This is a genomic window from Acidimicrobiales bacterium, from assembly GCA_035533595.1.
GTDB lineage: Bacteria > Actinomycetota > Acidimicrobiia > Acidimicrobiales > Bog-793 > DATLTN01.
Map to the genome: position 1 here is coordinate 14,173 of DATLTN010000058.1, position 23,592 is coordinate 37,764.

Consider the following 23,592-nt stretch of genomic DNA (forward strand, 5'->3'; position numbering starts at 1 on the left):
ATTCCAAATGCGCGCCCGCCGACGCGGTGGCGGGCGCACCCGCTGTGTTACCAATGCGGCTCGGATCCGAAGCTGGAGAGCATGCACGTCGACCCCTACATCGTCCTCGGCAGCGCGGTCATCGGCTTCCTCGTCGGGATGACAGGAGCCGGCGGCGGGGCGCTCATGACCCCGATGCTCATCCTCCTCTTCGGCGTCACGCCCTCGACGGCGATCTCGAGCGACCTCGTCGCCGCGGTGGTGATGCGCCCGATCGGCTCGCTCGTGCACCTCCGCAAGGGGGGCGTCAACCTCCGCCTCGTCGGCTACATGGTCGTCGGCTCGGCGCCGATGGCCTTCCTCGGCGCCTACCTGCTGCACCTCCTCGGCTCGAAGTCCGCCGCGCAGGCGAACATCGAGCACGCCCTCGGCGCGGCGCTCCTCCTCGGGGCTGGCGCGATGGTGCTGCGCTACGTCCTCGACCGCCGCGCCGGCAACGTCCGCGAGGGCATCGTCAGGGACCTCCCGGTGCGGATCCTGCCGACGATCGCGATCGGTATGGCGCCTCATCGTCGGCATGACCTCGGTCGGCTCGGGCTCGCTCATGATCGTGCTGCTGCTCTTCGTCTACCCGATGCTCGGCGCGAGCCAGCTGGTCGGGACGGACCTCACCCAGGCGGTGCCGCTCGCCCTCGCCGCCGCGCTCGGCGCGCTCGCCTTCGGCCACATCGAGCTCGCGGTGACGACGTCGCTGATCATCGGCAGCGAGCCGGCGGTGCTCGTCGGCTCGCTGCTTTCCTCGAGCGCCCCGGACCGCGTCGTGCGCCCGGCGATCACCTTCGTGATCTTCGCCTCGGGGCTCAAGTACGCCGGCCTCGGGACGACCGCGCTCGGCTGGGTGCTCTGCGGCGTGCTGCTCGGCGTCGGCCTCCTCTGGGCGACGTACGCGCGGCCGTGGAACCGCCCGACGCCCCAGCCCGCCGGGGAGGAGCCGACCGAGGGTTGAGCGCCGGGCTCGCCGCTCGCGGGGCGCCTCGGTAGGGTCCCTCGCCGTGGAGGAGGCCCCGCAGGTCGGCAGGGCCCCGACGGCGGCGCCGTCGCACCGCGGGCTGATCCTCGCCGTCCTCTGCTCCGCCCAGGTCATCCTCGCGGTCGACGTGACGGTGGTGAACGTCGCGAGCTCGAGCATCGAGCGTGCCCTCGGCTTCACCGCCGCCAACCTCGAGTGGACGATCACCGCCTACTCGCTCACCTTCGGCGGCTTCCTGCTGCTCGGCGGGCGGATGTCCGACCTCTACGGCCGGCGGCGCCTCTTCCTCCTCGGCATCGGCGCCTTCGCCCTCGCATCGCTCGGCGCCGGTCTCGCCGAGAACTCGGCCGAGCTGATCGGGGCGCGCGCCGCGCAGGGGCTGTGCGCGGCGGTCGTCTCCCCCGCCGTCCTGTCGCTGCTCGCGGCGACCTTCCCCGAGGGGCACCTGCGCCAGCGCGCCTACGGGATGTGGGCGACCGCCGGCTCGATCGGCGGCCTCACCGGCTTCTTCTTCGGCGGGGTGATCGTCTCGGCGCTCGGCTGGCGGTGGATCTTCTTCATCAACATTCCGATCGCCGCGCTCGCCCTCACCGGCGCCTCCCTCCTCCTCCACCCCGTGGAGGAGCCGCTGCGGCGGCGGCGCCTCGACGTGCCGGGGGCGGTGACGGTGACGAGCGCCCTCGCGCTCGTGATCTTCGGCCTCGGCGAGGCGCAGTCGAACGGCTGGACGGGGGGCGACACCCTCGGAGCGCTCCTCGCCGCCCCGCTGCTGCTCGCCGCCTTCGCGCTCGTCGAGCGACGCGCCGCCGAGCCCCTCCTCCCCTTCGCCCTGCTCCGCCGCCGCGCCGCGGTCGGCAACGTCCTCTCGGTCCTGCAGCAGTCGATCGGTGCGGCGACGGCCTTCCTCGCGCCCCTCTACATGCAGCAGGTCTGGCACTACTCCGCCTGGCACGCGGGGGCCGCCACCCTCCCCCTCCCGGTCGGCTTCGGCCTCGCCTCGCGGGTGAGCAGCCGCCTCGGCCCCCGCCTCGGCGTGCGGGGGACCGTCGTCCTCGGCTTCAGCCTCGCCACCGCGGGGCTCGCCTGGCTGACGCTCACCCCGCTCCATCCCGACTACGCGGCGAGCTTTCTCCCCGCGCTCTTCGTGCGCGGCTTCGGCCAGGGGCTCGTCGTCGTGCAGGCGGTCGGCGTCGCCACCTCGGGGGTGCGGCGCGAGGACCAGGGCATCGCGGCGGGCCTCTACAACATGTCCCAGCAGCTCGGTGGGGCGCTCGGCCTGGCGGCGATCGTGACGATCGCCTCCGCGGCAGCGGTGGGGGGAGGCCTCAGCGGCGAGGCGCACGGGATCCGCTTCGCGCTCGGCGTGAGCGCCGGCGTCGGGCTCGCCGCGGTGCTGATCTCCCTCACCGCCCTGCAGGCGCCGGCGAACGCGCCGGCGAGCGCGCCGCCGCCTCCCGTCGCCGGTCGCCGTCGACCGACGACGGCACGGCCGAGCACGTAGCGTCCGAACAGAGGAGGAGCGATGGGTCACGAGGCACGCCTCGCGCTGAAGCGGGGGATCGAGTCCGGGGAGGGCCTCTTCGCGCCGCTCTGCCTGGACGCCTTGACGGCGCGCCTGTGCGAGGAGATCGGCTTCGGCTGCGGCTACCTCTCCGGCGGGGCGCTCGGCTTCTCGAGCGGCGTCTCCGAGGCGCTCCTCACCCTCACCGAGCTCGCCGAGCGCACGGCCGCGATCACCCGCCGCTCGGCGCTGCCGCTCATCGCCGACGGCGGCGTCGGCTTCGGCGACCCCGTGCACACGATGCGCGCCGTGTGGGACTTCGAGGCGGCCGGCGCGGCCGCGATCGAGATCGAGGACCAGGTCGCCCCGAAGAGGGTCAGCCACCACCGCGGCATCGAGCACCTCGTCCCGGCCGAGGAGATGGCCGAGAAGGTGCGGGCCGCCGTGCAGGCCCGCAAGGACCCCGACTTCCTGATCATCGCCCGCACGAGCGCGCTCCGCCTCGAGAGCTTCGACGCGGCGATCGCCCGCCTCACCGCCTACGCCGAGGCCGGTGCCGACCTCCTGCTCTCGGGGCTGTTGGAGGGCGACGAGCTCGTGCGCGCGCCGCAGCTCCTCCCCCGCCCGTTGATCGCGATGGCCCCCCTCGACCTGCGCCCCCGCGAGGAGTGGAGCCGCCTCGGCTACCCGCTCGTCGTCGACCCCTACACCGGCCAGTCGGTCGCCTTCGACGCGATGCGCAGCGCCTTTCGCGCGCAGCACGCGGGGGGCTCGGGCCCCGACGAGGCGACGCGGGTGAAGGCCCTCTACGCCGAGCTCGCCCCCGCCGCGGGGCTCGAGGAGCTCTACGAGGTGGAGCGCCGCACCACCGAGCCCGGCAGCTGAGCTACTCCGCGACGAGCGCCCGAGCGCGCCCAGCGGCGGGATCGGGCACCGCAGCGGGCGGCCCGAAGCCGCGCAGCGCCACGAGGCAGAGCCCCGCCGCGAGGAGCGGCGCGGCGGTGGTGACGACGAAGGCGAGGTGGTAACCGGCGGTGAGCGCCAGACGGAGCGGCGCCCCCGCAGCGAGGCGGCGGTTGGTCTCGATGCTCGAGATGCTCGCCGCCACCGCGGTGCCGAAGGCGATCCCGATCTGCAGCGTGACGTTGGTCAGCCCCGAGGCGAGGCCCGACTCGTTCGACCCGGCACCGGCCATCGCGATCGTCACCGTCGGCAGGAAGACGAGGCTCGCGCCGAGGCCGACGAGGAGGAAGGCCGGCATCACGTCGGTGAAGTAGTTGCCGCCGAGCGGCGCCCTCGCGAGCAGCAAGAGCCCCGCCGCGACGAGGCAGAAGCCGGGGGCGATCGGCCGCGACGGGCCGAAGCGGCGGAGGATCCGCGAGACGAGCAGCAGCGAGCAGAGGCCGATCATCAAGTTGAGGGGGAAGTAGCCGAGGCCGGTGCGGATCGCGCTGTAGCCGAGGACGTGCTGCAGGTAGAGGGCGCCGCAGAAGAAGACCGGGCTCATCGCGAAGCCGTGGAAGAAGCGCGCGAGGTTCGCGACGCCCAGCCGACGGGTCGCGAGCAGGCGCAGCGGGATGAGCGGGCGCCGCACCTTCGCCTCGTTCAACAAGAAGAGCGCGCCGAGCGCCGCCGCGCCGAGGAAGGAACCGACGGTGCGCGTCGAGCCCCAGCCGATCGCCGAGGCGTTGACGATCGCCCACGTCGCGAGGGTGGGCGCGGCGACGACGAGCAGGCCGCCGACCCAGTCGACCCCCCCGTGGATCCCGATCCCCGGATGCTCGTCGAGGAGGGCGAGCGCGAGCGCCCCGCCGACGACGCCGATCGGGACGTTGATGAAGAAGATCCAGTGCCAGGAGAGGTACTGGGTGAGGGCGCCGCCGACGAGCAGGCCGATCGAGCCGCCGATGTTCGCGACGAGGGCGTAGACGATCATCGCCCGTCCGCGCTCACGGGGGGCGGGGAAGAGGGTGACGAGGATCCCGAGCACCATCGAGGAGCAGCAGGCGGCGCCGACCCCCTGCACGAAGCGGGCGCCGATCAGCAGCTCGCGGCTCTCGGCGAAGCCGCAGGCCGCCGAGGACGCGCTGAACAGCCCGAGCCCGAACAAGAAGATGCGCCGCCGGCCGAAGAGGTCGCCGAGGCGGCCGGCGAGGAGGAGGAGGCCGCCGAAGGTCACGAGGTAGGCGTTCACCACCCAGGCGAGCGAGGCCTGGGTGAAGTGCAGCTCCCGCTCGATGATCGGCAGCGCGACGTTCACGACGGTGCCGTCGACGACGATCACGAGCTGGCCGAGGCAGAGCACCACGAGGGCGAGCCAGCGGCCGCGGCGGCTCGACTTCAGGGCCGCGAGGCGGGCGTTGTTCGTCATCACCGACTTCCGGAGGGGGGAGCGGCCCAGCCGGGCCAGCCCGGCGAGCCTATCGGCCCCCTCGGGGGGCGCCGTTGCCCCGCTCAGCCCCCGGCGGGACGGAACAGGTAGCGGCAGCGGTGGTCGACGCCAAAGCCGATCGCCTCGTAGAGCGGTCGCGCCGCGGCGTTCTGCTCCTGGACGGCGAGGCACATCCGTGGCACGCCGCGCCGGCGGGCGAGCTCGCCGAGCGCCGCGAGCACGGTGCGCGCTCCCCCCTCGCGCCGTCGCTCGGCGCGGGTCGCGATCGCCTGCACGACGAGCAGGCCGCGCGAGAGCACCGCCTGCCCGACGGCGACGACCTCGCCTGCGCGGCGCGCCGAGAGGTAGTGGCACTCGGGGCCGGCGCGGAGTAGCGCGTGCGCCTGCTCGACGGCGCGCTGGTCGCTACCGAGGCGGCCCTGCTCCTCCTCCCAGTAGACGGCGAACCAGTCCGGCGAGATCGTCTCCTCGTCGACGATCTCGAAGCCGGCGGCGGCCTCCGCCCGGAGCGCGCCCGTCTCGGCGACGCAGACGAGGGGGTGACGGGGGCGCTCGTCGTAGCCGCGCGCCGCGAGCAGCTCGAACAGCGCCGGCGGCGTCGAGCCGCCGGTGCGGATCTCGACGTCCATCTCGCGCCGGCCGTAGAAGTCCTCGGTGATCTCGACCGCCGCCTCGAGGCCGCAGTCGGGCTCGCCGATCGCCCAGGCGGTGTTCGTGCGGCGGTCGAGGCCCTGGCCGAAGCGCAGCTGCCAGCGGTCGACCACCTCGGTGAGCGGCGCCGGCCACGCGTTCGCCAGCACCTCGTCGAGCAGGATCGCTTGGTCCACCGTCCCCCCTTCGCGCGACGGCCCCGTCGGCGGGGCCGACAGAACGGTATTGGGGCTAGAGCAGGCGGCGCAGCAGCGCGACCGTGCGCCTGCGGTAGGGAGGATAGGCGAGGCCAACTTTGGGGTGGTTGGCCTTGCGCAGCACGGGGCGCAGGTGGCTGAAGGTCTCGAAGCCGTAGCGGCCGTGGTAGCGGCCGCTCCCGCTCTCCCCGAGGCCCCCGAAGGGCAGCTTCCCAGTCGCGAAGTGCTCGAGCGTGGTGTTCACGCACACCGACCCCGAGCGGGTCGCGGCGATGAAGCGGTCGGCGACGCGGCGTTCCTTGGTGAAGACGTAGGCGCACAGCGGCACGGGCGCGGCGGCGATCCGCGCCGCGGCCGCGGCGGCGTCCTCGACGGCGATCACCGGGAGCAGCGGCCCGAAGATCTCCTCGTGCTGGAGGGGCGCGTCGGCGGCGGGCTCGACGAGCACGGTCGGTGCCAGGTAGCGGGTGGCGTGGTCCACCTCGCCGCCGCAGGCGATCGTCGCCCGCGAGGTCGCGAGCAGCGCCTCGAGGCGCGCGAGGTGGCCGTCGTTCACGATCCGCCCGTAGTCGGGGCTCTCCCTCGGCTCCTCGCCGTACAGGGCGCGCACGCTCGCGACGAGCCGCTCGACGAAGGCCCCTGCGACCTCGCGGTGCACGAGCACGTGGTCAGGGGCGATGCAGGTCTGCCCGGCGTTCAGGAACTTGCCCCAGGCGATGCGGGTCGCGGCGACGCCGAGGTCGGCCGAGGCGTCGACGTAGGCGGGGCTCTTGCCGCCGAGCTCGAGGGTGACCGGCGTGAGGGTCGCGGCGGCGCGCGCCATCACCTTGCGCCCGACGGCGGTGCTCCCGGTGAACAGCACGTGGTCGACGCCGCCGTCGATGAGCGCCTCGGTGACCTCCGGGCCGCCGTTCACCACCGCGACGATCGCCGGGTCGAGGTAGCGGCCGATCAGCTCGGCGAGGAGCCGCGCCGTCGCGGGGGCGAGCTCGGAGGGCTTCACGACGACGGTGTTCCCCGCCGCGAGCGCGGCCGCGAGCGGCACGAGGACGAGGTTCACCGGGTAGTTCCAGGGGGCGACGACGAGCACCACGCCGAGCGGCTCGTGGCGGAGCTCGGCGCGCCCGGGCCGGAGCGCGACGGGCAGGCGCACGCGCCGCGTCCGGCTCCAGCGGGCGAGGTTCCGGCGCTGCAGGACGATCTCCCGGCGGACGCTGAGGACGTCGGTGATCAGCCCCTCGACGGCGGGCTTGCCGAGGTCGCGGGCGAGCGCCCCGCTGATCCGCGCCTCCTCCTCGGTGACGAGGCGTTCGAGCGCCGCGAGCTGCGCGGCGCGCGTCGCGAGCGGGAGCGTCCGTCCCGCCTGGAAGGCGGCCCGCAGGCGGCGCAGCGCCGCCACCGCTTGCTCGTCCATCGGTCCCTCCCCGCCGCGCCCGCGGCTACCGTCCCCTGGCGACGATAGGGGGAGCGCGTGGGCGAGGAGCGCCGGTACGAGGTCGCGGTGATCGAGGGCGACGGCATCGGCCCCGAGCTCGTCACCGCCACCCTCGAGGTCCTCGACGCCCTCGCCGCCGACGAGGACTTCACCCTCTCCTACCGCCACCTCCCCGGCGGGGCCGCCGAGTACCTCCGCAACGGCAGCCCGCTCAGCGAGGAGTCGATGGCCGCGGTGCGCGCCGCGGACGCGGTGCTGAAAGGCCCCGTCGGCCTCCCCGAGGTGCGCTTCCCCGACGGCACCGAGGCGGGCCTGCTCGGCGGGGTGCTACGCGGCGGCCTCGACACCTACGCGAACGTCCGTCCGGTGCTCCTCCTGCCCGGGGTCGAGTCGCCGTTGAAGGTCGGGGCGGGGGCGATCGACTACACGATCGTGCGCGAGAACACCGAGGGCCTCTACGCCTCGCGCGGCCTCGGCGTCGGCAACGACTGGGCGATGACCGACACGCTGTTGGCGACCCGCCCGGGCTGCGAGCGGGTCAGCCGCTACGCCTGCGAGCTCGCCCGCCGCCGCTCCGGCGCGCCGGAGGACGGGGTGCGACGGGTGACCTGCGTCGACAAGGCGAACGTGCTGCGCAGCCTCTACTTCTTCCGGCAGATCTTCCTGGAGGTCGCCGCCGACTACCCCGACCTCGACGTCGAATGCCTCTACGTCGACGCCGCCGCGCAGGCGCTCGTGCTGCAGCCCGGGCACTTCTCGGTGATCGTCACCGAGAACCTGCTCGGCGACATCCTCTCGGACCTCGGCGGGGCGACGATCGGCGGCATCTCGCTGTGCGGCTCGGGGAACATCGGCGACGGTGCCGCCTACTTCGAGCCGATCCACGGCTCGGCGCCCTCGATCGCCGGCAAGGGCCTCGCCAACCCGGTCGGCCAGCTGCTCTCCGCTGCGCTGATGTTCGAGCACCTCGGCGAGGCCCCGGCGAGCGGGCGGCTGCGGGGGGCGGTGGCCCGCGCCCTCGCCGACGAGGCGGTCGTCGTCGCCCGCGACGGCTCGGTCGCCGGCGGCGCCTCTGCCGTCGCCGCCGCGGTGTGCGCCCGCGTCGGCTGACTCAGATCCGCTCCAGCGCCTCGCCGTCGAACAGCGGCGCCATCTCGTAGGCGTCGACGTCGCCCTCCATCTCCTCGTCAGCGGGCACGCCGCCACCGGCCGCGGCCGCCTCAAGGACGAGGGGGAGCAGGGTGAAGTCGCTCGAGGAGTTGAGGAACAGCTGCGGCCGGCCGAGGACGAAGCGCACGGCGCGCCCGATCGCCGCCGCGTCGCCGAGCGGCTGGTACCAGCTGCGGCGCTCCTCGGGGCGGGGCTCGGGCCAGCGGCGGCGGGCGATCGACTTGATCGTCTGCACCGCGACCCCACCCTCCGCGCAGCGGTCGAGGAGCGCCTCCACCTCCTCGCGGTAGGCGGGCTCGCGCAGCAGCGGGAAGTTGAAGGGGAGGAGCACCGAGTCGAAGGCGAAGCGCTCGAGACTGCGGAGGTGCATGCCGGCGATGCGCAGACCGTGGCCGGTGACGCCGATGAAGCGCACCAGCCCCTCGTCGCGGGCACGGGCGAGGGCCTCGACCGCGCCGCCCGGGCCGTGCGCGACGGCCCACTCCTCCTCCTCGACCAGGTTGTGCAGCTGGATGAGGTCGAGCTGGTCGATCCCGAGGCGCTCGAGCGAGCGCTCGAGGGAGCGGCGGGCCTCCTCGCCGGTGCGCTCGCCGGTCTTGGAGGCGACGAAGAACTCGTCGCGGTGCTCCTTCAAAAAGGGCGCGAGGCGCAGCTCGGACTCCCCGTAGGAGGCGGCCGTGTCGATGTGGTTGACGCCGGCGGGGAGGAGGAGCGAGAGCACCTCGTCGGCGCGCTGCTGGTCGACCTTGGAGAGCGCGGCGGCGCCGAAGAGCACCCGAGAGCTCTCGTGGCCGGTCCGTCCGAACGGTGCCCGTGCGATCATCTCGACCTCCTCGGTTTCGCGGCGAAGCCTACGGCGGCAGCGCCCGGCCGTCAGCCCCCGCGCCGCCCCGCCTGCGGGAGCGGCGCGTAGGAGAAGGTGTCGACGGAGGTCCTCGGCGTGGCGCAGCCCGTCGGCGAGCACGGCTCGACGTGCACCGCACCGGAGAGGCCCGCGGGGACGGCGACGACGAGCTCACCCGGGGCGCGGTGGCCGAGCGCGGCGCCGGTGACGCTGCGGAAGACGCGCACGTTGGCCACCGAGACGAAGAGCACCGAGGTCGCCATCGAGAGGTCGTCGCCGACGAGGGTGATGCGGCTCCCGCCCGCGCCCGTGCGCGTCGAGAGGCCCGAGACGGCGGGGACCTTCGCGTACGAGAAGGCCTTCACGTTGCTGCGCCCGACGATGCTCTGCACGCTCACCCCGCCGACGAGCGCCCCCGCCGGCGAGGTGGGTGGGACGACGACGATCTCGGTCGCGCTCAGGTAGCTGATCCCGACCACCTCGCTCGCCGGGTTCCCGGGCGGGCCGAAGTTCACCCACTGGAAGGTGTCGAAGCTGAAGCCGCGGCCAATGATCGTCACCGGGTGGACGCCGCGGGCGTCACCGGGGTTGGGGGTGATGCGCAGGATCCGCGGCTTGGAGGAGAAGTCGTACTCCGTCGCCGCCGGCGCGACCTCGCGCCCCGGCGTCGGCGGGACGACCCCCTCGGGGTTGAAGACGATCCGCCCGCGCACCGGGGGGAGGATCGCGGCGGTGGCCGAGCTCCCGAGCGCGTCGGCGACGACCACCTCGGCCTGGCAGTTCACCGTCGGCTCGAAGCCGTTGCCGGTCGCGCAGGCGACCCCCGCGTCACGCGCCGGGGTGACGGCGACGAGCTCGTCGTTGCTCACGACCGACACCGAGCGCGCCGGCAGCCCGCCGAAGCTGACGCGCAGTTGCGCGGCGGCGAAGCCACTGCCGTAGACGGTGACGGTGGCGCCCCCCGCGATCGGCCCCGCGGAGGGGCCGATCCCCGACACGTCGGGGGGGCCGCCGCCGGCGCCCACCGTCACGTACTGGAAGACGCTCGCCGGGCCGGTGAGGCTCGACGCGCTGCCGGTCGGCCCCGACACGGTGACGACGAGCTGCACCGCGCCGCTGCCGTCGGTCGCCGGCGAGCCCGGAGGGAGGGGGCTCGCCGGGGTGACGACGGTGAGTCCCCGCCCAGCGATCGTCGTGACGGCGGCGGGCGCCCCACCGAGCGAGGCGGTGACCGTCGCCCCCGCCGGCGGTGCGGCGGCGAGGGTGACAGCGAGCGAGGTCCCACCAGTCGTCGGCCCCGACGGCGGGCTGAGCGCGGTCACCACCGGCGCGGCCGGCCCGGCGAGCGGGCTGCCGCTCTCCTCGGCGCAGAGGGCCGCGGCGAGGCCACCGGCACCCGCGGGCTCGGTGACGATCGGCGCGCCGAGGCCCGTCGCCCGGTCAAAGCCCGCCCCCGCCTGGTACGAGCCCCCCGAGACGCTGAAGATGTCGTTGTTCCCCGACGTGATGTCGATGAACGAGCCGCTGTAGCCGCTGGGGGTGGAGGCGATCGCGTAGAGGGCGGGGGCGAGGAAGCCGAGGTCGGCGCCGCCCGCCCGCACCGGGAGCGCGCCGCAGGAGGTGCCCGCCGGTGCCGAGGCGGCGACCTCGGCGGCGATCGCCGCCCAGATCGGCGTCGCCGAGGAGGTCCCGCCGATCGAGGACCAGCCCGCGTCCGGCCGCCTCTGGACGTTGCCCGCGCCCCCGGCGAAGCCGGCGCTGTAGACGGTGATCCCGAGCTGCTCGTCCGCGCTCGCCGAGACGTCGGGGAGCTCGCGCCTCGCGCCGGGCAGCAGCCCGGCGACCCCGCTCTGCCAGGAGGGGGCGCTCCACACGAGCGAGAGCCCCCCACCGCTCCCCCCGCCGTTCGCCCCGTCGTTCCACGTCGTCTCGGCGTCGGCAGCCGGGCGGGGGAGGTCGGTGCTCGACAGCGAGGTCCCGCCGACGCTCACCACGAAGGGCTGGCTGGCGGGGTCGTCGACCGAGAGCAAGGGGGCGACGGCGGTGGTGGTGGAGAAGGGGGTGCTCGCGCAGTCGTCCGAGCCGGTGTCCCCTGTCGCGGCGAAGACCGTCTGGCCCTCGGTCGCCGCCTCCTCGAAGAGAATGTTCTCGAGCTGCTCCGCGCCCGGCGCGCTCGTCTCGAGCGCCGACTCGCACTCCCCCCAGCTGGTGGTGACGATGTTCGCCCGGTCCTGGCTGATGATCTCGTTGTAGGCGTCGAGCGCGCCGAAGGTCGTGTTCGGGGCGTCGTAGACGATGATCTTCGCCGCCGGGGCGAGGGCGGCGAGGTCCTCGACGTCGAGGATCGCTTCCCCGGTCCCGCTCCCCGACAGCGAGTAGTTGTCGACCGCGTCGATCGTCACCCGGCCGGGGTCGCTCGTGTGCAGGTAGCAGCGCTCGAAGGTGGCGAGATCCGAGGCGAGGAAGGGCTCCAGCTCGAACAGGGCGATCGTCTGGCCCGCCGCGAGGTCGCCCGCCGAATAGAGGCGATCCAGGCCGTAGGCGTGCGCGACCTGGCTGTCGGTCCAGGCCCCCGCCGCCAAGGCGTCACGCCGCGCCGCCGCGCAGGCGGTCGGGCCGCCGGTGACCGGCGCCTCCCGTGGGGCGCTGCCCGCCCGGCCCGTGGCCGCGCCGCGCCTCGCGGCCACGGCGGAGCCGTGCGGCACCACCAGGTCGTCGAGGCCGAGGACCGAGCTCACCGTGCCGGCGAGCGCGCGCGGCAGCTCGGGGGCGCTCGCGGCCGCCCAGCCGGCACGCCCGTCGGCCAATCGGTAGCCCTCGACGCGCGTGCGGAAGGCGGCCTCGACGGCGCGCACGCTGCCGCTCACCGGGATCATGAGGTGGTTCGCGCTCGCCGGCGCGACCCGCAGCCCGGCTCGGCGCAGCGCCGCGCTGACCTTGGCGATCGCCCCCTCGGTGGCGCCGAAGCGACGGGCGAAGGCGGCGGTGCCGAGGAAGCGGCCGTGCTCGGGACTCTGCGGGCTCGCGATCGCGGTGGCGAGCGCCTTCAGCCCGGCGGGATCGCGGCCGGCGAGGACGACGCCGAGATCGAGGCGCCGGTTCGACGCGAGCGCGCCGGTCGCGTGGGCGCCGCCCGGCACCCGTGCCACCTGCCCGACGGCGAAAAAGGCCGGGGCCTCGCTCGCCGCGGCGGCGCCGGCGACCGGCGTCGCGCCGAGCGCCACGGTGCAGCCGACGGCAGCGCTGACGAGGAGCCTTCGCAGCGGCGTGGGGCCCCGCCGACGGGGCTCAGCCACCGCCGCCGGCCGTCCGGGCGGGTCGCCCCACCGACCGGTCACTTCCAGCGATCGAAGAGGTCGTGGGCGATCCCGAACTGGTCGAGCACCTTCCCGCAGAGGTGGTCGAGGAGGTCCTCGATCGTCTCGGGGTGGTGGTAGAAGGCGGGCGCCGGCGGGAGGATCGTCGCCCCCGCAAGCGTGAGCGTCTCCATGTTGCGGAGGTGGATGAGGTTGAGGGGGGTCTCGCGGGGCACGAGGACGAGGCGGCGGCGCTCTTTCAGGCAGACGTCGGCGGCGCGGGTGACGAGGTCGCCGGTGACCCCCGAGGCGAGGGCGCCGAGAGTGCGCATCGAGCAGGGCATCACGACCATGCCCGCGGTGAGGAAGGAGCCCGAGGAGATCGCCGCCGCGAGGTCACCGACCTCGTAGCAGACGTCCGCGAGGCCGCGCACCGCCTCGGGGGCGAGGTTCATCTCGAGCTCCATCGTGCGCGTGCTGCCCGCGGAGAGCACGAGGTGCACCTCGTGGCTGGCGAGGCGCGCGAGGACGCGCAGCAGGTGGACGCCGAGCTGCGGCGCGCTCGAGCCGGAGATCCCGACGATGAGCCGCGGGCGGGTGGCGCTCAGGGTCGGCCCCGCTTCGCATCGTCGGTCGCGCCCACTCGTTCCCTTCCCGCCGGCGCCGCGGACCAGCGCTGACACACCGGAGGCTTCCGGGCCGGTTGGCTATTGTCGCCCCAGCTGGGCGTGGTCACAAGGCGCCGCCCGCGCGCGGGGGGCAGCGGCCCTCGGGAGGTGTGATGTCGAGGTTCGATCTGCGGCAGTGGCTCGTCGAGGCGGAGCAGCTCGGAGAGCTGCGCAGGATCAAGGGGGCGGACCCTCACCTCGAGCTCGGCGCCGCCTGCCACCTCAACTACCGGCGGGCGAACCCCGAGGCCCTGCTCTTCGAGGACCTCGTCGGCTACCCCGAGGGGGGCCGCGTCCTCGCCGGCAGCGTGATCAACCCCCGCCTGTTCGGCCTGACGATCGGCCTCGGCGGCGAGCTCGACGACATCGGCCTTGTCGAGGCGCTGCGCTCCAAGCCCGGCCAGTGGGTGAACGACGCCACGAAGTTCAAGGCCGAGCAGGTCGACAGCGGCCCGCTGCTCGAGAACGTGCTCGAGGGCGACGAGATCGACTTCACGAAGTTCCCCGCCCCCTGGTGGCACGAGGGCGACGGCGGCCAGTACATCGGAACCGGCTGCGGGATCATCACCGTCGACCCCGAGACCGACGTGATCAACATGGGCGCCTACCGCGTCGAGCTGCAGGACGACGGGCGGGCGATCTCGATCAACATCGAGGCCGGCAAGCACGGCATGCAGCACGTCCGCCGCTGGTTCGAGCGCGAGGGACGGGCGCCGATCGCCGGCAGCTTCGGCCAGCACCCGATCTTCCTCGTGGTAGCCGGCACCGAAGTCCCCTTCGGCGTCTCCGAGCTCGACTACGCGGGCGCGATCCTCGGCGAGCCGGTCGAGGTGATCAAAGGCCAGGACACCGGCCTGCCGATCCCCGCCTACAGCGAGCTCGCCTTCGAGGGCTGGATGTACCCCGACCGCCGGCGCCCCGAGGGGCCGTTCGGCGAGTGGACCGGCTACTACTCGGGCGGAGTCACCGAGGTGCTCACCGTCGACGTCACCCGCATCTACCACCGCAACGACCCGATCAACCTCGGTGCCCCCCCCGGCAAGCCTCCGAACGACTACTCCTACATGCGCTGCGTGATGAAGTCCGCGATGGTCACCGACGGCTTGATCGCGACCGGCCTCCCGGGCGTCTCCGGGGTCTGGCTGCACGAGGTCGCCGGCGGCCGCCTGCTCCTCGTCGTCTCGATCGACCAGCGCTACCCCGGTCACAGCCGGCAGGCCGGCTACCTCGCCGCCCAGCACCCGAGCGCGGCCTACATGAACCGCTTCGTCGTGGTCGTCGACGAGGACGTGAACCCCCGCGACCTCGGCGAGGTGATCTGGGCGATGTCGACGCGCTGTGACCCGGCCAAGGACATCGAGGTGATGAAGAACACCTGGGGCAGCCGCGTCGACCCGCTCGCCGTCGGCGGCCCGCCGTACTACAACAGCCGGGCCGTGATCGACGCCTGTCGCCCCTTCGAGCGCCTCGCCGACTTCCCGAAGGTCGTCACCGCGAGCCACGAGCTGCTCACCAAGGTCGGAGACCGCTGGCCCGAGCTGCGTTCGTGAGCCCCGCGCCCGCCGCGCGCTTCGGCGCCCCGGAGCGCTTCGCGGGGCCGGACGGCAGGCTCGCCTACCACCGGACCGGGAGCGGCAGCCCCCTCGTCCTCCTCCACTCGCTCGCGCTCGGCGCCGAGATGTGGGCGGGCCTCGCCCGAGAGCTCGCCTCCGAGCACGAGGTGCTGGCGCTCGACCTGCGCGGCCACGGAGCCTCGGAGTGGTCCGGCGCGCCCTTCGGCGTCGAGGAGCTCACCGACGACGTCCTCGCCCTCCTCGACCACCTCGGCCACGCCCGCGCCCACCTCCTCGGCCTCTCGATGGGCGGGAGCGTCGCCCTCACGCTCGCCGGACTTGCGCCCGAGCGCGTCGAGCGCCTCGTGCTCTGCGACACGACCGCCTGGTACGGGGAGGAGGCCCCCAAGGCCTGGGCGGAGCGCGCTGCGCAGGCGGCGGGCAAGCCCCGCTACCAGCAGATCGCCTTCCAGGTCGACCGCTGGTTCACCGCCGACTTCCGCCGCTTCCACCCCGAGGTGGTGAGCGCGGTGACCGGCCTGTTCCTGCGCACCGCGCCGGCGACGCACGCCGAGGCCTGCCGGGCGCTCGGGGCGCTCGACTCCCGCCACCTGCTCGCCGCGATCACCGCGCCGACGCTCGTGATCACCGGGAGGGAGGACTACGCGACGCCGCCCGCGATGGGCGAGGCGATCGCGGCCGGGGTGCCCGACGGCCGTTTCCTCGTCTCTCCGGCACGGCACTTCGCGATCCTCGAGTCGCCGCGCCTTCGCGAGGTGGTCCGCGAGCACCTCGCCGGACGGTCGCTCACGGTCACCGAGCGCGAGCTCGTCGAGGGCTGCTGCCCCGCGCACTCCGGGAGCGCCGCGGCGTGAAGCCCCGCCAGTTCGAGTACCACCGCCCCCGCCGCCTCGACGAGGCGCTCGGGCTCCTGGCCGAGCAGGGCGAGGAGGCGAAGGTCATCGCCGGCGGGCAGAGCCTGATCCCGATGCTGAACTTCCGCCTCGCCGCACCGGCGCACCTCGTCGACATCAACGCCGTCGAGGAGCTCGGGACGCTCACGTTCACCCCTGACGGCGTGCGCATCGGCGCCACCGTCCGCCAGCACGCCCTCGAGCAGGCACCCGACGCCGCGCTCTCCTACCCGCTGCTCACGAGCGCCCTCGGCCAGGTCGCGCACCTGCAGATCCGCAACCGCGGCACCGTCTGCGGCAGCCTGGCGCACGCCGATTCAGCCGCCGAGCTTCCGGCCACGATGGTCGCCCTCGACGCGACGATGGTCGCCCGCTCGGTGCGCGGCGAGCGGCGGATCCCCGCCCGGGAGTTCTTCGAGTTCCACCTCGGCACCGCCCTTGAGGCCGACGAGCTGCTCACCGCGGTCGAGGTCCCCGCGTCGCCGCCGCGCTCGGCGGGGACCTTCGTCGAGCTCGCCCGGCGCGCCGGGGACTTCGCGCTCGTCGGCGCCGCCGCACAGGCGAGCTTCTCCGAGGGCGGCCGCGTCCTCGCGGCCGCGCTCAGCTGCTCGGGGGTCGCCCCGACGCCGCTCCTCCTCGAGGAGGCGGCGGCGATCGCGACCGGGAGCGCGCTCGAGGACGAGGTGCTGATGGAGGTCGACCAGGCCGTGCGGCGGGCGGTCGACCCGCCCGCCGACGTGCACGCCTCGGCGAGCTACCGCCGCGTCGTCGCCGGCACGCTCGCCCGCCGGGCGCTCGGCGAGCTGCGCGCCACGAGGGAGGCCCACGATGGCTGAGGAGCAGGAGCTGCACGCGCTGAACCTGGTGGTGAACGGCGAGTCGCAGAGCGCGCTCGTCGAGGCGCGCGTCAGCCTCGCCGACTTCCTCCGCCACCGCCTCGGCCTCACCGGGACGCACCTCGGCTGCGAACAGGGGAGCTGCGGCGCCTGCACCGTGATCGTCGACGGCCAGGCCGTGCGCTCGTGCTTGATGCTCGCCGTGCAGGCCGAGGGGACCGACGTCGAGACCGTCGAGTCGCTCGCCGTCGACGGCCAGCTCTCTCCGCTGCAGCAGGCCTTCCACGAGCACCACTGCCTGCAGTGCGGCTTCTGCACCTCGGGCTTCCTGATGTCGCTCACGGCGCGCCTGCGCCACGGGCCGGTCCTCGACGAGCACGAGGCCCGCGAGGCGCTCTCGGGCAACCTCTGCCGCTGCACCGGCTACGCCGGGATGGTGCGCGCCCTGCTCGAGCTCTCCGGCGCCGCCGCGCCGGCCGCGGAGCACCGATGACCCTCCCCGCAACCTCGGTGCGCACCCCCCTCGTCGGCACGGGGGTGAAGCGCCGCGAGGACCGCCGCCTGCTCACCGGCAAGGGCGAGTTCCTCGACGACCTCGCCTTTGCCGACTTCCTCGAGGCGGCGATCGTGCGCAGCTCGGTGGCGCACGCCCGCGTCCGCTCGGTCGACGTGAGCGCCGCCGTCGCGCTCCCGGGGGTCGCGGGGGTCTTCACCGCCGCGGACCTCGAGGAGCTCCTCCAGGACCTGCCGCCGAAGGTCACCCATCCCGACCTCCGCCCGCGCGTCCGCTTCCCGATCGTCCTCGACGAGGCCTGCTACGTGGGCGAGCCGATCGCGGTGGTCGTCGCCGAGAGCCGGCGCGTCGCCGAGGACGCGGCCGACCTCGTGGTCGTCGACTACGAGCCGTTCGGCGCCGTCGCGTCGACCGCCGCGGCGCTCGCAGCGGGCGGGCCGGTCGCCCACCTCGACGCCGAGGACAACGTCTGCGTGCGCATCACCCAGCGCGCCGGCGAGCCGGACGCCGCTCTCGCGAGCGCGCCGCACGTGCTCAGCGAGACCTTCCGGATCTCGCGCGGCGGCGGCCACTCGATGGAGGGGCGCGCCGTCGCCGCCCGCTACGAGGCGGCGACCGGCGAGCTCACGGTGTGGGACGCGACGCAGGCGCCGCACTACGCCCGCCAGCAGCTGGCCGTGCTCTACGGCCTCACCGAGGACCGGATCCGCGTCATCGCCCCGACCGACGTCGGCGGCGGCTTCGGCCCGAAGGCCCAGTTCTACGGCGAGGAGGTGCTCATCCCCTACCTCGCGATGCGCCTCGAGCGGCCGATCAAGTGGATCGAGGACCGCTGGGAGAACTTCGTCTCGGCGGCGATGGAGCGCACCCAGACCCACCGCGTCGAGGTCGGCTTCGACGAGGAGGGGCACCTCCTCGTGCTGAAGGACGTCTTCGAGCACGACCAGGGCGCCTACTGCCTCGGGTTGCAGGTGCCGACGATCACGATGTCGACGCTGCCCGGGCCGTACGTGATCCCGAACATCCACAGCGAGCTCGTCTCCTGCTACACGAACATGGCGCCGACGAGCTCGCTACGGGGCGCGGGACGCCCGCAGGCCGTGACGGTGATGGAGCGGATGGTCGACCGCGTCGCCGAGCACCTCGGCCTCGCCCCCGAGGAGGTGCGGCGCCGCAACCTCATCCCCGCCGACGCCTTCCCCTACCGCGTCGGCCTCCTCTTCCGCGACGGCTCCCCCCTCACCTACGACAGCGGCAACTACCCGGGGCTGCTCGACGGCGCGCTCGCGCGCATCGACCTCGCCGCCTTCCGCGCCGAGCAGACAGAGGCCCGCAAGGCCGGCCGCTTCCTCGGAGTCGGGATCGCGATGTGCGTCGAGGGCACCGGCCTCGGCCCCTACGAGGGGGCGCGCGTCCGCCTCACGAACTTCGGCCGCATCCTCGTCACCCTCGCGGCCGCCCCGCAGGGCCAGGGCTACCAGACCGTCTACGCGCAGCTCGCCGCGGATGCCCTCGGCGTCGACTTCGACCTCGTCGACGTGCGCCACGGCGACACCGCGAACATCCCCTTCGGCCAGGGCACCTTCGGGAGCCGAGTCACCGCGAACGCCGCCCCCGCGGTGCACGACGCCTGCCGCCAGCTCGCCGCCGACCTGCGCAAGGCCGCCGCGATGCTCCTCGGGGTGGACGCCGAGGAGATCGAGATCGCCGGCGACGCGGCGGTGCTGCGGAGCGACCCGGAGCAGCGGGCCACCCTCCTCGAGCTCACCCGCCACTACAACGTCGGTCGCCACGGCATGGCCGTGAAGCCCGGCTCCCCGGTGGGCCTCGAGCGCACCGCCTACTTCACCCCCGAGCGCGCCGCCTACTCCTCGGCGATCAACGTCGCCGTGATCGAGGTCGACGCCGAGACCGGCCTCGTCACCTTGCTGCGGACGATCCTCGGCCACGACTGCGGGACGGTCCTCAACCCGCTCCTCGTCGACGGCCAGGTCTACGGCGGCTTCGCGCACGGCGTCGGCAACGCCCTTTACGAGGAGATGCACTACGACGAGGAGGGCACCCCGCTCACCGTCAGCTACCTCGACTACGCGCTCCCCGGCGCCCTCGAGCTCGTCACCCCCGAGCTCTTCCACCAGGAGACCCCGAGCCCCCTCAACCCGCTCGGGGTGAAGGGGACCGGCGAGTCGGGGACGATCCCGACGCCCGCCGCGATCGCGAACGCCGTCGAGGACGCGCTGCGCCCCTTCGGGGCGCGCATCACCACCCTCCCCCTCACCCCGCCCCGCGTGCTCGGCGCGCTCGGCGTCACCGGCTGACGCTCGTCGGCTGGCTCGGCCGCTCGGTCGCTCGGGTGATCAGCCGCCGCCGCGCCGGCGGGCGGCGGCCGCCACGGCCTCGGTGATCTCGAAGTAGGTGCCGCAGCGGCAGAGGTTGCCGGCGAGGTGCTCGCGGATCTCGGCGGGCGAGGGCGAGGGGCGCTCGGAGAGCAGCTCGTGGGTCATCATCACGAAGCCCGGGATGCAGTAGCCGCACTGCAGCGCCCCCGCCGCGACGAAGGCGGCGACCACCGGGTCCTCCTCGCCGAGGCCCTCGACGGTGAGGATCTCCGCACCGTCGTAGTCGGCGGCGAGCGCCAGGCAGCTGCTCACGCTGGCGCCGGCGACGAGCACCGTGCAGGCGCCGCAGGCCCCCACCCCACAGCCCTCGCGCACGCTCGTCACGCCGACCTGCTCGCGCAGCACGTCGAGGAGGAGGTCCTCGTCGCGAGCCTCGACGGCGCGCGACCTGCCGTTCACGACGAGGGTGAGCCGCCGCATCAGCCGAGGTCCCCGAGCGCGCTGCGCACCCGTTCGGGGGTGAGGGGGAGGGTGGTGATGCGCACCCCGACCGCGTCGCGGAGCGCGTTCGCGATCGCCGGGGCGACCGGGAGGATGCCCGTCTCGCCGACGCCCTTCGCGCCGAAGGGGCCGCTCCGGTGCGGGCTCTCGATGATCAGCGGGGTGAGGCGCTCGGGCATGTCCAACAGCGAGGGGAGCTGGTAGTCGAGCATCGAGCCGTTCACCAGCTGGCCGTTGTCGAAGACCATCTCCTCGAAGAGGCTGAGGCCGATGCCCATGATCGCCGCCCCCCGCAGCTGCTGCTCGACGAGGGTCGGGTTGATCGCCCGCCCGACGTCGCCGGCGACGGCGAGGTGCTCGAGCGCGATCCTCCCCGTCTTGGTGTCGACGTGCAGCACCACCCCGACGGCGCCGGCGAACCAGTGCTCGGTGACGCGCTCGGACTGGCCGGTCTCGTGGTCGTAGGGGATCCACTCGGTGGCGAAGCCGGCCTCGGTGGAGAGGGTGGTGCCGCGGGCGCCGAAGTGCCCCTGCACGAGCTCGGCGAGGGTGAGGCGCTCCTGCGTGCTCGAGGCGAGGAACCCCTCGGGGCCGATCTTCACGTCGGTCTCCGCGACCCCGAAGCGCGCCGCGGCGATCTCGAGCAGGCGGTCGCGCATCTTCTCCGCGGCGAGACGCACCGCGTTACCGGTGTGGTAGGTCGAGCGGCTGCCGGCGGTGATCGTGTCGTAGGGGGTGACGTCGGTGTCGGTCGGCACCACCCGGATCGTGCCCGGCGCGAGACCGAGGACCTCGGCGACGAGCTGGGCCATGATCGTGTCCGAGCCCTGGCCCATGTCGACCGTGCTGATCGACAGCGAGGCCGAGCCGTCCTGGTTGAGCTGCAGCACGGCGTTGGAGATCGTCGGGGTGAGCACCGCCTTCACGCCGACCGCCACCCCCCGCCCCCGCCGGAAGCGCCCTTCCGGGCGGTCGAAGGGTTCCTCCCAGCCGATCTCGGCGGCGACCGCGTCGAGGCAGGCGAGGAAATCGGCGCTGTGCATGCGCGTCCCGACCGGGGCGACGTCGCCCTCGCGCAGCAGGTTGCGGCGGCGGAACGAGACGGGGTCCTCGCCGCGCGCGCGGGCGAGCTCGTCGACGAGCGACTCGTGGGCGAAGGTGAGCTGGGGAACGCCGAAGCCGCGGAAGGGGCCGGCCGAGGGCTTGTTCGTGTAGACGCAGCGCGAGCTGATCGCGACGTTCTCGACCCGGTAGGGGCCGGCGGCGATCATCCCCGACTTGGCGGTGATGCGCGGCCCGACGTCGGCGTAGGCGCCGGTGTCGTAGACGATGTCGGCGACCGAGGCGAGCAGGTTCCCCGCCTCGTCGGCCGCCATCTGCGAGCGCACGCGCGCGCCGTGGCGGGTGGTGAGGAGGAAGGCCTCCTCCCGGCTCGCCGCCAGCTGCACCGCGTGGCCGGTCACCCAGGCGAGCGCGGCGGCGACGGGCTCCAGGCGGTCGTACATCTTCGAGCCGAAGCCGCCGCCGAGCGGCGCGGCGCGCACCCGCACCGCGGCGAGGGGGATGCCGAGCAGGTCCGAGGCCATCTGCCGCACGTAGGAGGGCGTCTGGGTGGTGGTCACGAGCTCGAGGCGGTCGCCCTCGCGCCAGGCGACGGTGCGCGGCAGCTCGATCGGGACGTGGTGGATCGGCGGGGACCAGAACTCCCCCTCGACGCGGCTCGCGCCGCTCCCGATCGTGGCCTCGGCGTCGCCGCGGCGGAGGCGGAAGTGGTAGTTGACGTTCGTCTCGCGCACGCCGCGCAGGTGGGCGAGGTCCTGGAAGACCGTCGAGGGGCGGAGCTCCTCGTGGACGAAGGCGCGGTTCTCGAGGGCGGCGTCGACGTCGAGGACCGCCTCGAGCTCCTCGTAATCGACCCCGACGAGGTCGGCGGCGGCGCGCGCCGTGGCGAGGTCCTCGGCGATCACCGCGACCACCGGCTCGCCGACGAAGCGCACCCGCTCGTAGGCGAGCGGTGGCTGGTCGGCGAAGGCGGGCCCGGTGAAGATCGCGTCGCCGAGGGCGTCGTGGAGGTCGGAGCCGGTGACGACGGCGAGCACCCCGGGAAGGGCCCGCGCCTCTTCGAGGTGCAGGGCGGCGAGGCGCGCGTGCGGCCGCAGGCTGCGGTGGAAGGCGACGTGGACGACCTGGCGGGTCCGCTGGTCCGCCGTGTACTGCAGTTGGCCGCGCACCTTCGCGACGTCGTCGCTGCGCCGCCAGCGCTGGCCGACGGCGCCCGTTTGTGCGAGCTCCTCGATGCTCACGCGAGCTCCTCCCAGGCGCGCGCCAGCGCGTCGGTGATCGCCACCCGGCCGAGCTCGGCTTTGTAGGCGACGCTGCCGCGCACGTCGGGGAGCGGGTCGAGCAGCTCCTCGGCGGCCCCGAGGGCGCGCGCCGTCGCCGTCTCGAGGTCGGCGTCGCCGAGGTCGAGCGCGAAGTAGGTCGTGGTCGGGGCGAGCGCCCCGAGGCCGACGGTGAGGCGGCGCCCGCCAGCGCCCTCCTCGAGGGAGACGGCGACCGAGGCGCAGGGCCAGTCGTTGGCGGCGAGGGAGGAGAGCTTCTCGTAGGCGGCGACGACGCTTCCCCGCGGGCAGGGCACCTCGATCGCCGAGATCACCTCGTCGTGTGCGAGGACAGTCTGCTCGAAGCCGGCGAAGAACTCCCGCACCGGGACCCTCCGTCGGCCGCGCCCCGTCGAGGCCTCGACCGTCGCGTCGAGGGCGATGAGCGCCACCGGCGGGTCGAGGCGGTAGTCGCCGTGCGCGAGGTTGCCGCCGATCGTCGCGGTGTTGCGCACCCGTGGGTTCGCGACCTCGCGGCAGGCGAGCGCGAGGAGCGGCACCCGGCGGCACACCTCGGCGTCGCGCTCCAGCCGCCGCAGGCGCACCATCGGGCCGATGCGGAGGGCCTCGTCGCTCACTTCGAGGAAGTCGAGGCCGGGCACCGCGCCGAGCGAGACGAGGTCGCTCGCGAAGAGCACCCCCTGCTTGGAGAGGATCTGGATCGCCGTGCCACCCCCGTAGACGACGGCGTCCTCGCGCTCGGCGAGGAGCTCGAGCGCCGCGGCGAGCGAGGTCGGACGGTGGAGCTCGGGCATTCAGCGCCCCCCGAAGAGGCGCGCGAGGAGGGCCCGCCACCACGAGCGGCGCGCTGGCGCGGTGCCCACGGGCGCCGGGGCGTCCAGGATCGCCACGGGCCCCTCCTCGAGCTCGCGCGCCGCCGTCGCCTGCGGCGGCGTGAGCGCCGCCCCGAGCGTCTCGTCGCCCGCGGCGCCGTCGGGGTCGCAGGCGACGATGAAGGCAGCCTCGAACTGCTGCTGCACCTCGACGCTGCGACGGCGGACGATCGCCTCGCCGAGGCGGCCGACCCGGCCCCAGAGGGCGAGCTCGAGGTTGTAGGTGACCGCGGTCTCGCCGCCCTTGTCCTTGAGGTCGAGCTGCGCGTCGATCTTGATCGAACTCGCGATCCGCTTGTCCTCCCCCTGCAGGAGGGCGTGCAGATGGCGGGGCGCGTCGAGCTCGAGGACGTTCGCCGAGAAGGCGGCGTCGAAGCGGACGTGCGCGATCTCACTGCGCAAGCGCCCCCGGAACTGCTCGTCGGAGAGGCGCTCGAGCTCCTCGCAGCCGGGGATGCAGCTCCGCATCACCGCCGGGTCGAGGAGCTTCTCGAAGACCGTTGCGAGCGGTGCGGGGACGACGAAACTCGAGCCGAAATCCAATCCTCACTCCATCGG

The 23,592-nt window shown here is 74.2% G+C and carries 20 protein-coding genes; 9 read left to right on the forward strand and 11 right to left on the reverse strand.

Annotated features, from left to right (window positions below):
• Positions 1 to 95: 95 nt before the first annotated feature.
• A complete protein-coding gene (locus VNF07_11035; protein ID HVB06766.1) occupies positions 96 to 290 on the reverse strand; it encodes a hypothetical protein in 195 nt (64 codons plus the stop codon).
• 266 nt (positions 291 to 556) lie between these two features.
• Between VNF07_11035 and VNF07_11040 the strand changes: the two genes are divergently transcribed.
• From VNF07_11040 to VNF07_11050, 3 genes are read left to right on the forward strand one after another with little or no spacing between them, the layout of a single operon-like run.
• Positions 557 to 985 carry a TSUP family transporter gene (locus VNF07_11040; protein ID HVB06767.1) on the forward strand — a complete coding sequence of 143 codons (429 nt, stop codon included), beginning with the start codon at positions 557 to 559 and terminating at the stop codon, positions 983 to 985.
• Positions 986 to 1,031: 46 nt separating this feature from the next.
• Positions 1,032 to 2,510, forward strand: coding sequence for an MFS transporter (locus VNF07_11045; GenBank protein HVB06768.1), 1,479 nt, complete (start codon positions 1,032 to 1,034; stop codon positions 2,508 to 2,510).
• A 21-nt stretch (positions 2,511 to 2,531) separates the two neighbouring features.
• Positions 2,532 to 3,395, forward strand: a complete 864-nt coding sequence (locus VNF07_11050) for an isocitrate lyase/PEP mutase family protein (GenBank protein ID HVB06769.1) — start codon at positions 2,532 to 2,534, stop codon at positions 3,393 to 3,395.
• 1 nt (position 3,396) lies between these two features.
• On the opposite strand, the gene VNF07_11055 is transcribed toward VNF07_11050, so the two are convergent.
• From VNF07_11055 to VNF07_11065, 3 genes are all read right to left on the reverse strand, one after another.
• Positions 3,397 to 4,881, reverse strand: coding sequence for an MFS transporter (locus VNF07_11055; GenBank protein HVB06770.1), 1,485 nt, complete (start codon positions 4,879 to 4,881; stop codon positions 3,397 to 3,399).
• Between the two features lie 83 nt (positions 4,882 to 4,964).
• Complete coding sequence (locus VNF07_11060) at positions 4,965 to 5,729, reverse strand: GNAT family N-acetyltransferase (GenBank protein ID HVB06771.1); 765 nt, start codon at positions 5,727 to 5,729, stop codon at positions 4,965 to 4,967.
• A gap of 55 nt (positions 5,730 to 5,784) precedes the next feature.
• On the reverse strand, positions 5,785 to 7,164 hold the full coding sequence (locus VNF07_11065) for an aldehyde dehydrogenase family protein (GenBank protein HVB06772.1): 1,380 nt from the start codon (positions 7,162 to 7,164) through the stop codon (positions 5,785 to 5,787).
• 57 nt (positions 7,165 to 7,221) lie between these two features.
• Between VNF07_11065 and VNF07_11070 the strand changes: the two genes are divergently transcribed.
• Entirely contained in the window at positions 7,222 to 8,295 is a 1,074-nt protein-coding gene (locus VNF07_11070) for an isocitrate/isopropylmalate family dehydrogenase (GenBank protein ID HVB06773.1), read from the forward strand.
• A 1-nt stretch (position 8,296) separates the two neighbouring features.
• Here the strand turns inward: VNF07_11070 and VNF07_11075 are convergent, their stop codons facing one another.
• From VNF07_11075 to VNF07_11085, 3 genes are read right to left on the reverse strand one after another with little or no spacing between them, the layout of a single operon-like run.
• On the reverse strand, positions 8,297 to 9,178 hold the full coding sequence (locus VNF07_11075; GenBank protein HVB06774.1) for an aldo/keto reductase: 882 nt from the start codon (positions 9,176 to 9,178) through the stop codon (positions 8,297 to 8,299).
• 50 nt (positions 9,179 to 9,228) lie between these two features.
• Entirely contained in the window at positions 9,229 to 12,495 is a 3,267-nt protein-coding gene (locus VNF07_11080) for a protease pro-enzyme activation domain-containing protein (GenBank protein ID HVB06775.1), read from the reverse strand.
• A 38-nt stretch (positions 12,496 to 12,533) separates the two neighbouring features.
• Positions 12,534 to 13,178, reverse strand: a complete 645-nt coding sequence (locus tag VNF07_11085; protein ID HVB06776.1) for a UbiX family flavin prenyltransferase — start codon at positions 13,176 to 13,178, stop codon at positions 12,534 to 12,536.
• Positions 13,179 to 13,276: 98 nt separating this feature from the next.
• On the opposite strand from VNF07_11085, the gene VNF07_11090 reads away from it, so the two are divergent.
• From VNF07_11090 to VNF07_11110, 5 genes are read left to right on the forward strand one after another with little or no spacing between them, the layout of a single operon-like run.
• Complete coding sequence (locus VNF07_11090) at positions 13,277 to 14,713, forward strand: UbiD family decarboxylase (protein HVB06777.1); 1,437 nt, start codon at positions 13,277 to 13,279, stop codon at positions 14,711 to 14,713.
• The gene (locus VNF07_11095; protein ID HVB06778.1) at positions 14,710 to 15,591 is read left to right on the forward strand and encodes an alpha/beta fold hydrolase; all 882 of its coding nucleotides are present in this window, start codon (positions 14,710 to 14,712) and stop codon (positions 15,589 to 15,591) included. Before VNF07_11090 ends, VNF07_11095 begins: the two co-directional genes overlap by 4 nt.
• Entirely contained in the window at positions 15,588 to 16,466 is an 879-nt protein-coding gene (locus VNF07_11100) for a xanthine dehydrogenase family protein subunit M (GenBank protein ID HVB06779.1), read from the forward strand. The genes VNF07_11095 and VNF07_11100 overlap by 4 nt, the downstream gene beginning before the upstream one ends.
• Positions 16,459 to 16,959, forward strand: a complete 501-nt coding sequence (locus VNF07_11105) for a (2Fe-2S)-binding protein (protein ID HVB06780.1) — start codon at positions 16,459 to 16,461, stop codon at positions 16,957 to 16,959. The genes VNF07_11100 and VNF07_11105 overlap by 8 nt, the downstream gene beginning before the upstream one ends.
• Positions 16,956 to 19,298 (forward strand): xanthine dehydrogenase family protein molybdopterin-binding subunit, encoded by a 2,343-nt coding sequence (locus tag VNF07_11110; GenBank protein ID HVB06781.1) that lies wholly within the window; start codon positions 16,956 to 16,958, stop codon positions 19,296 to 19,298. The genes VNF07_11105 and VNF07_11110 overlap by 4 nt, the downstream gene beginning before the upstream one ends.
• A 39-nt stretch (positions 19,299 to 19,337) precedes the next feature.
• Here VNF07_11110 and VNF07_11115 read toward each other — a convergent pair whose 3' ends face one another.
• Genes VNF07_11115 through VNF07_11130 form a run of 4 tightly spaced genes read right to left on the reverse strand, consistent with a single transcriptional unit; the run spans position 19,338 to position 23,577 of the window.
• Positions 19,338 to 19,799 (reverse strand): (2Fe-2S)-binding protein, encoded by a 462-nt coding sequence (locus VNF07_11115; GenBank protein HVB06782.1) that lies wholly within the window; start codon positions 19,797 to 19,799, stop codon positions 19,338 to 19,340.
• Positions 19,799 to 22,123, reverse strand: a complete 2,325-nt coding sequence (locus tag VNF07_11120; GenBank protein HVB06783.1) for a xanthine dehydrogenase family protein molybdopterin-binding subunit — start codon at positions 22,121 to 22,123, stop codon at positions 19,799 to 19,801. The genes VNF07_11115 and VNF07_11120 overlap by 1 nt, the downstream gene beginning before the upstream one ends.
• Positions 22,120 to 22,956 (reverse strand): FAD binding domain-containing protein, encoded by an 837-nt coding sequence (locus VNF07_11125; GenBank protein ID HVB06784.1) that lies wholly within the window; start codon positions 22,954 to 22,956, stop codon positions 22,120 to 22,122. Before VNF07_11125 ends, VNF07_11120 begins: the two co-directional genes overlap by 4 nt.
• Positions 22,957 to 23,577 carry an SRPBCC domain-containing protein gene (locus VNF07_11130; GenBank protein HVB06785.1) on the reverse strand — a complete coding sequence of 207 codons (621 nt, stop codon included), beginning with the start codon at positions 23,575 to 23,577 and terminating at the stop codon, positions 22,957 to 22,959. It lies immediately after the preceding gene.
• Positions 23,578 to 23,592: the final 15 nt, after the last annotated feature.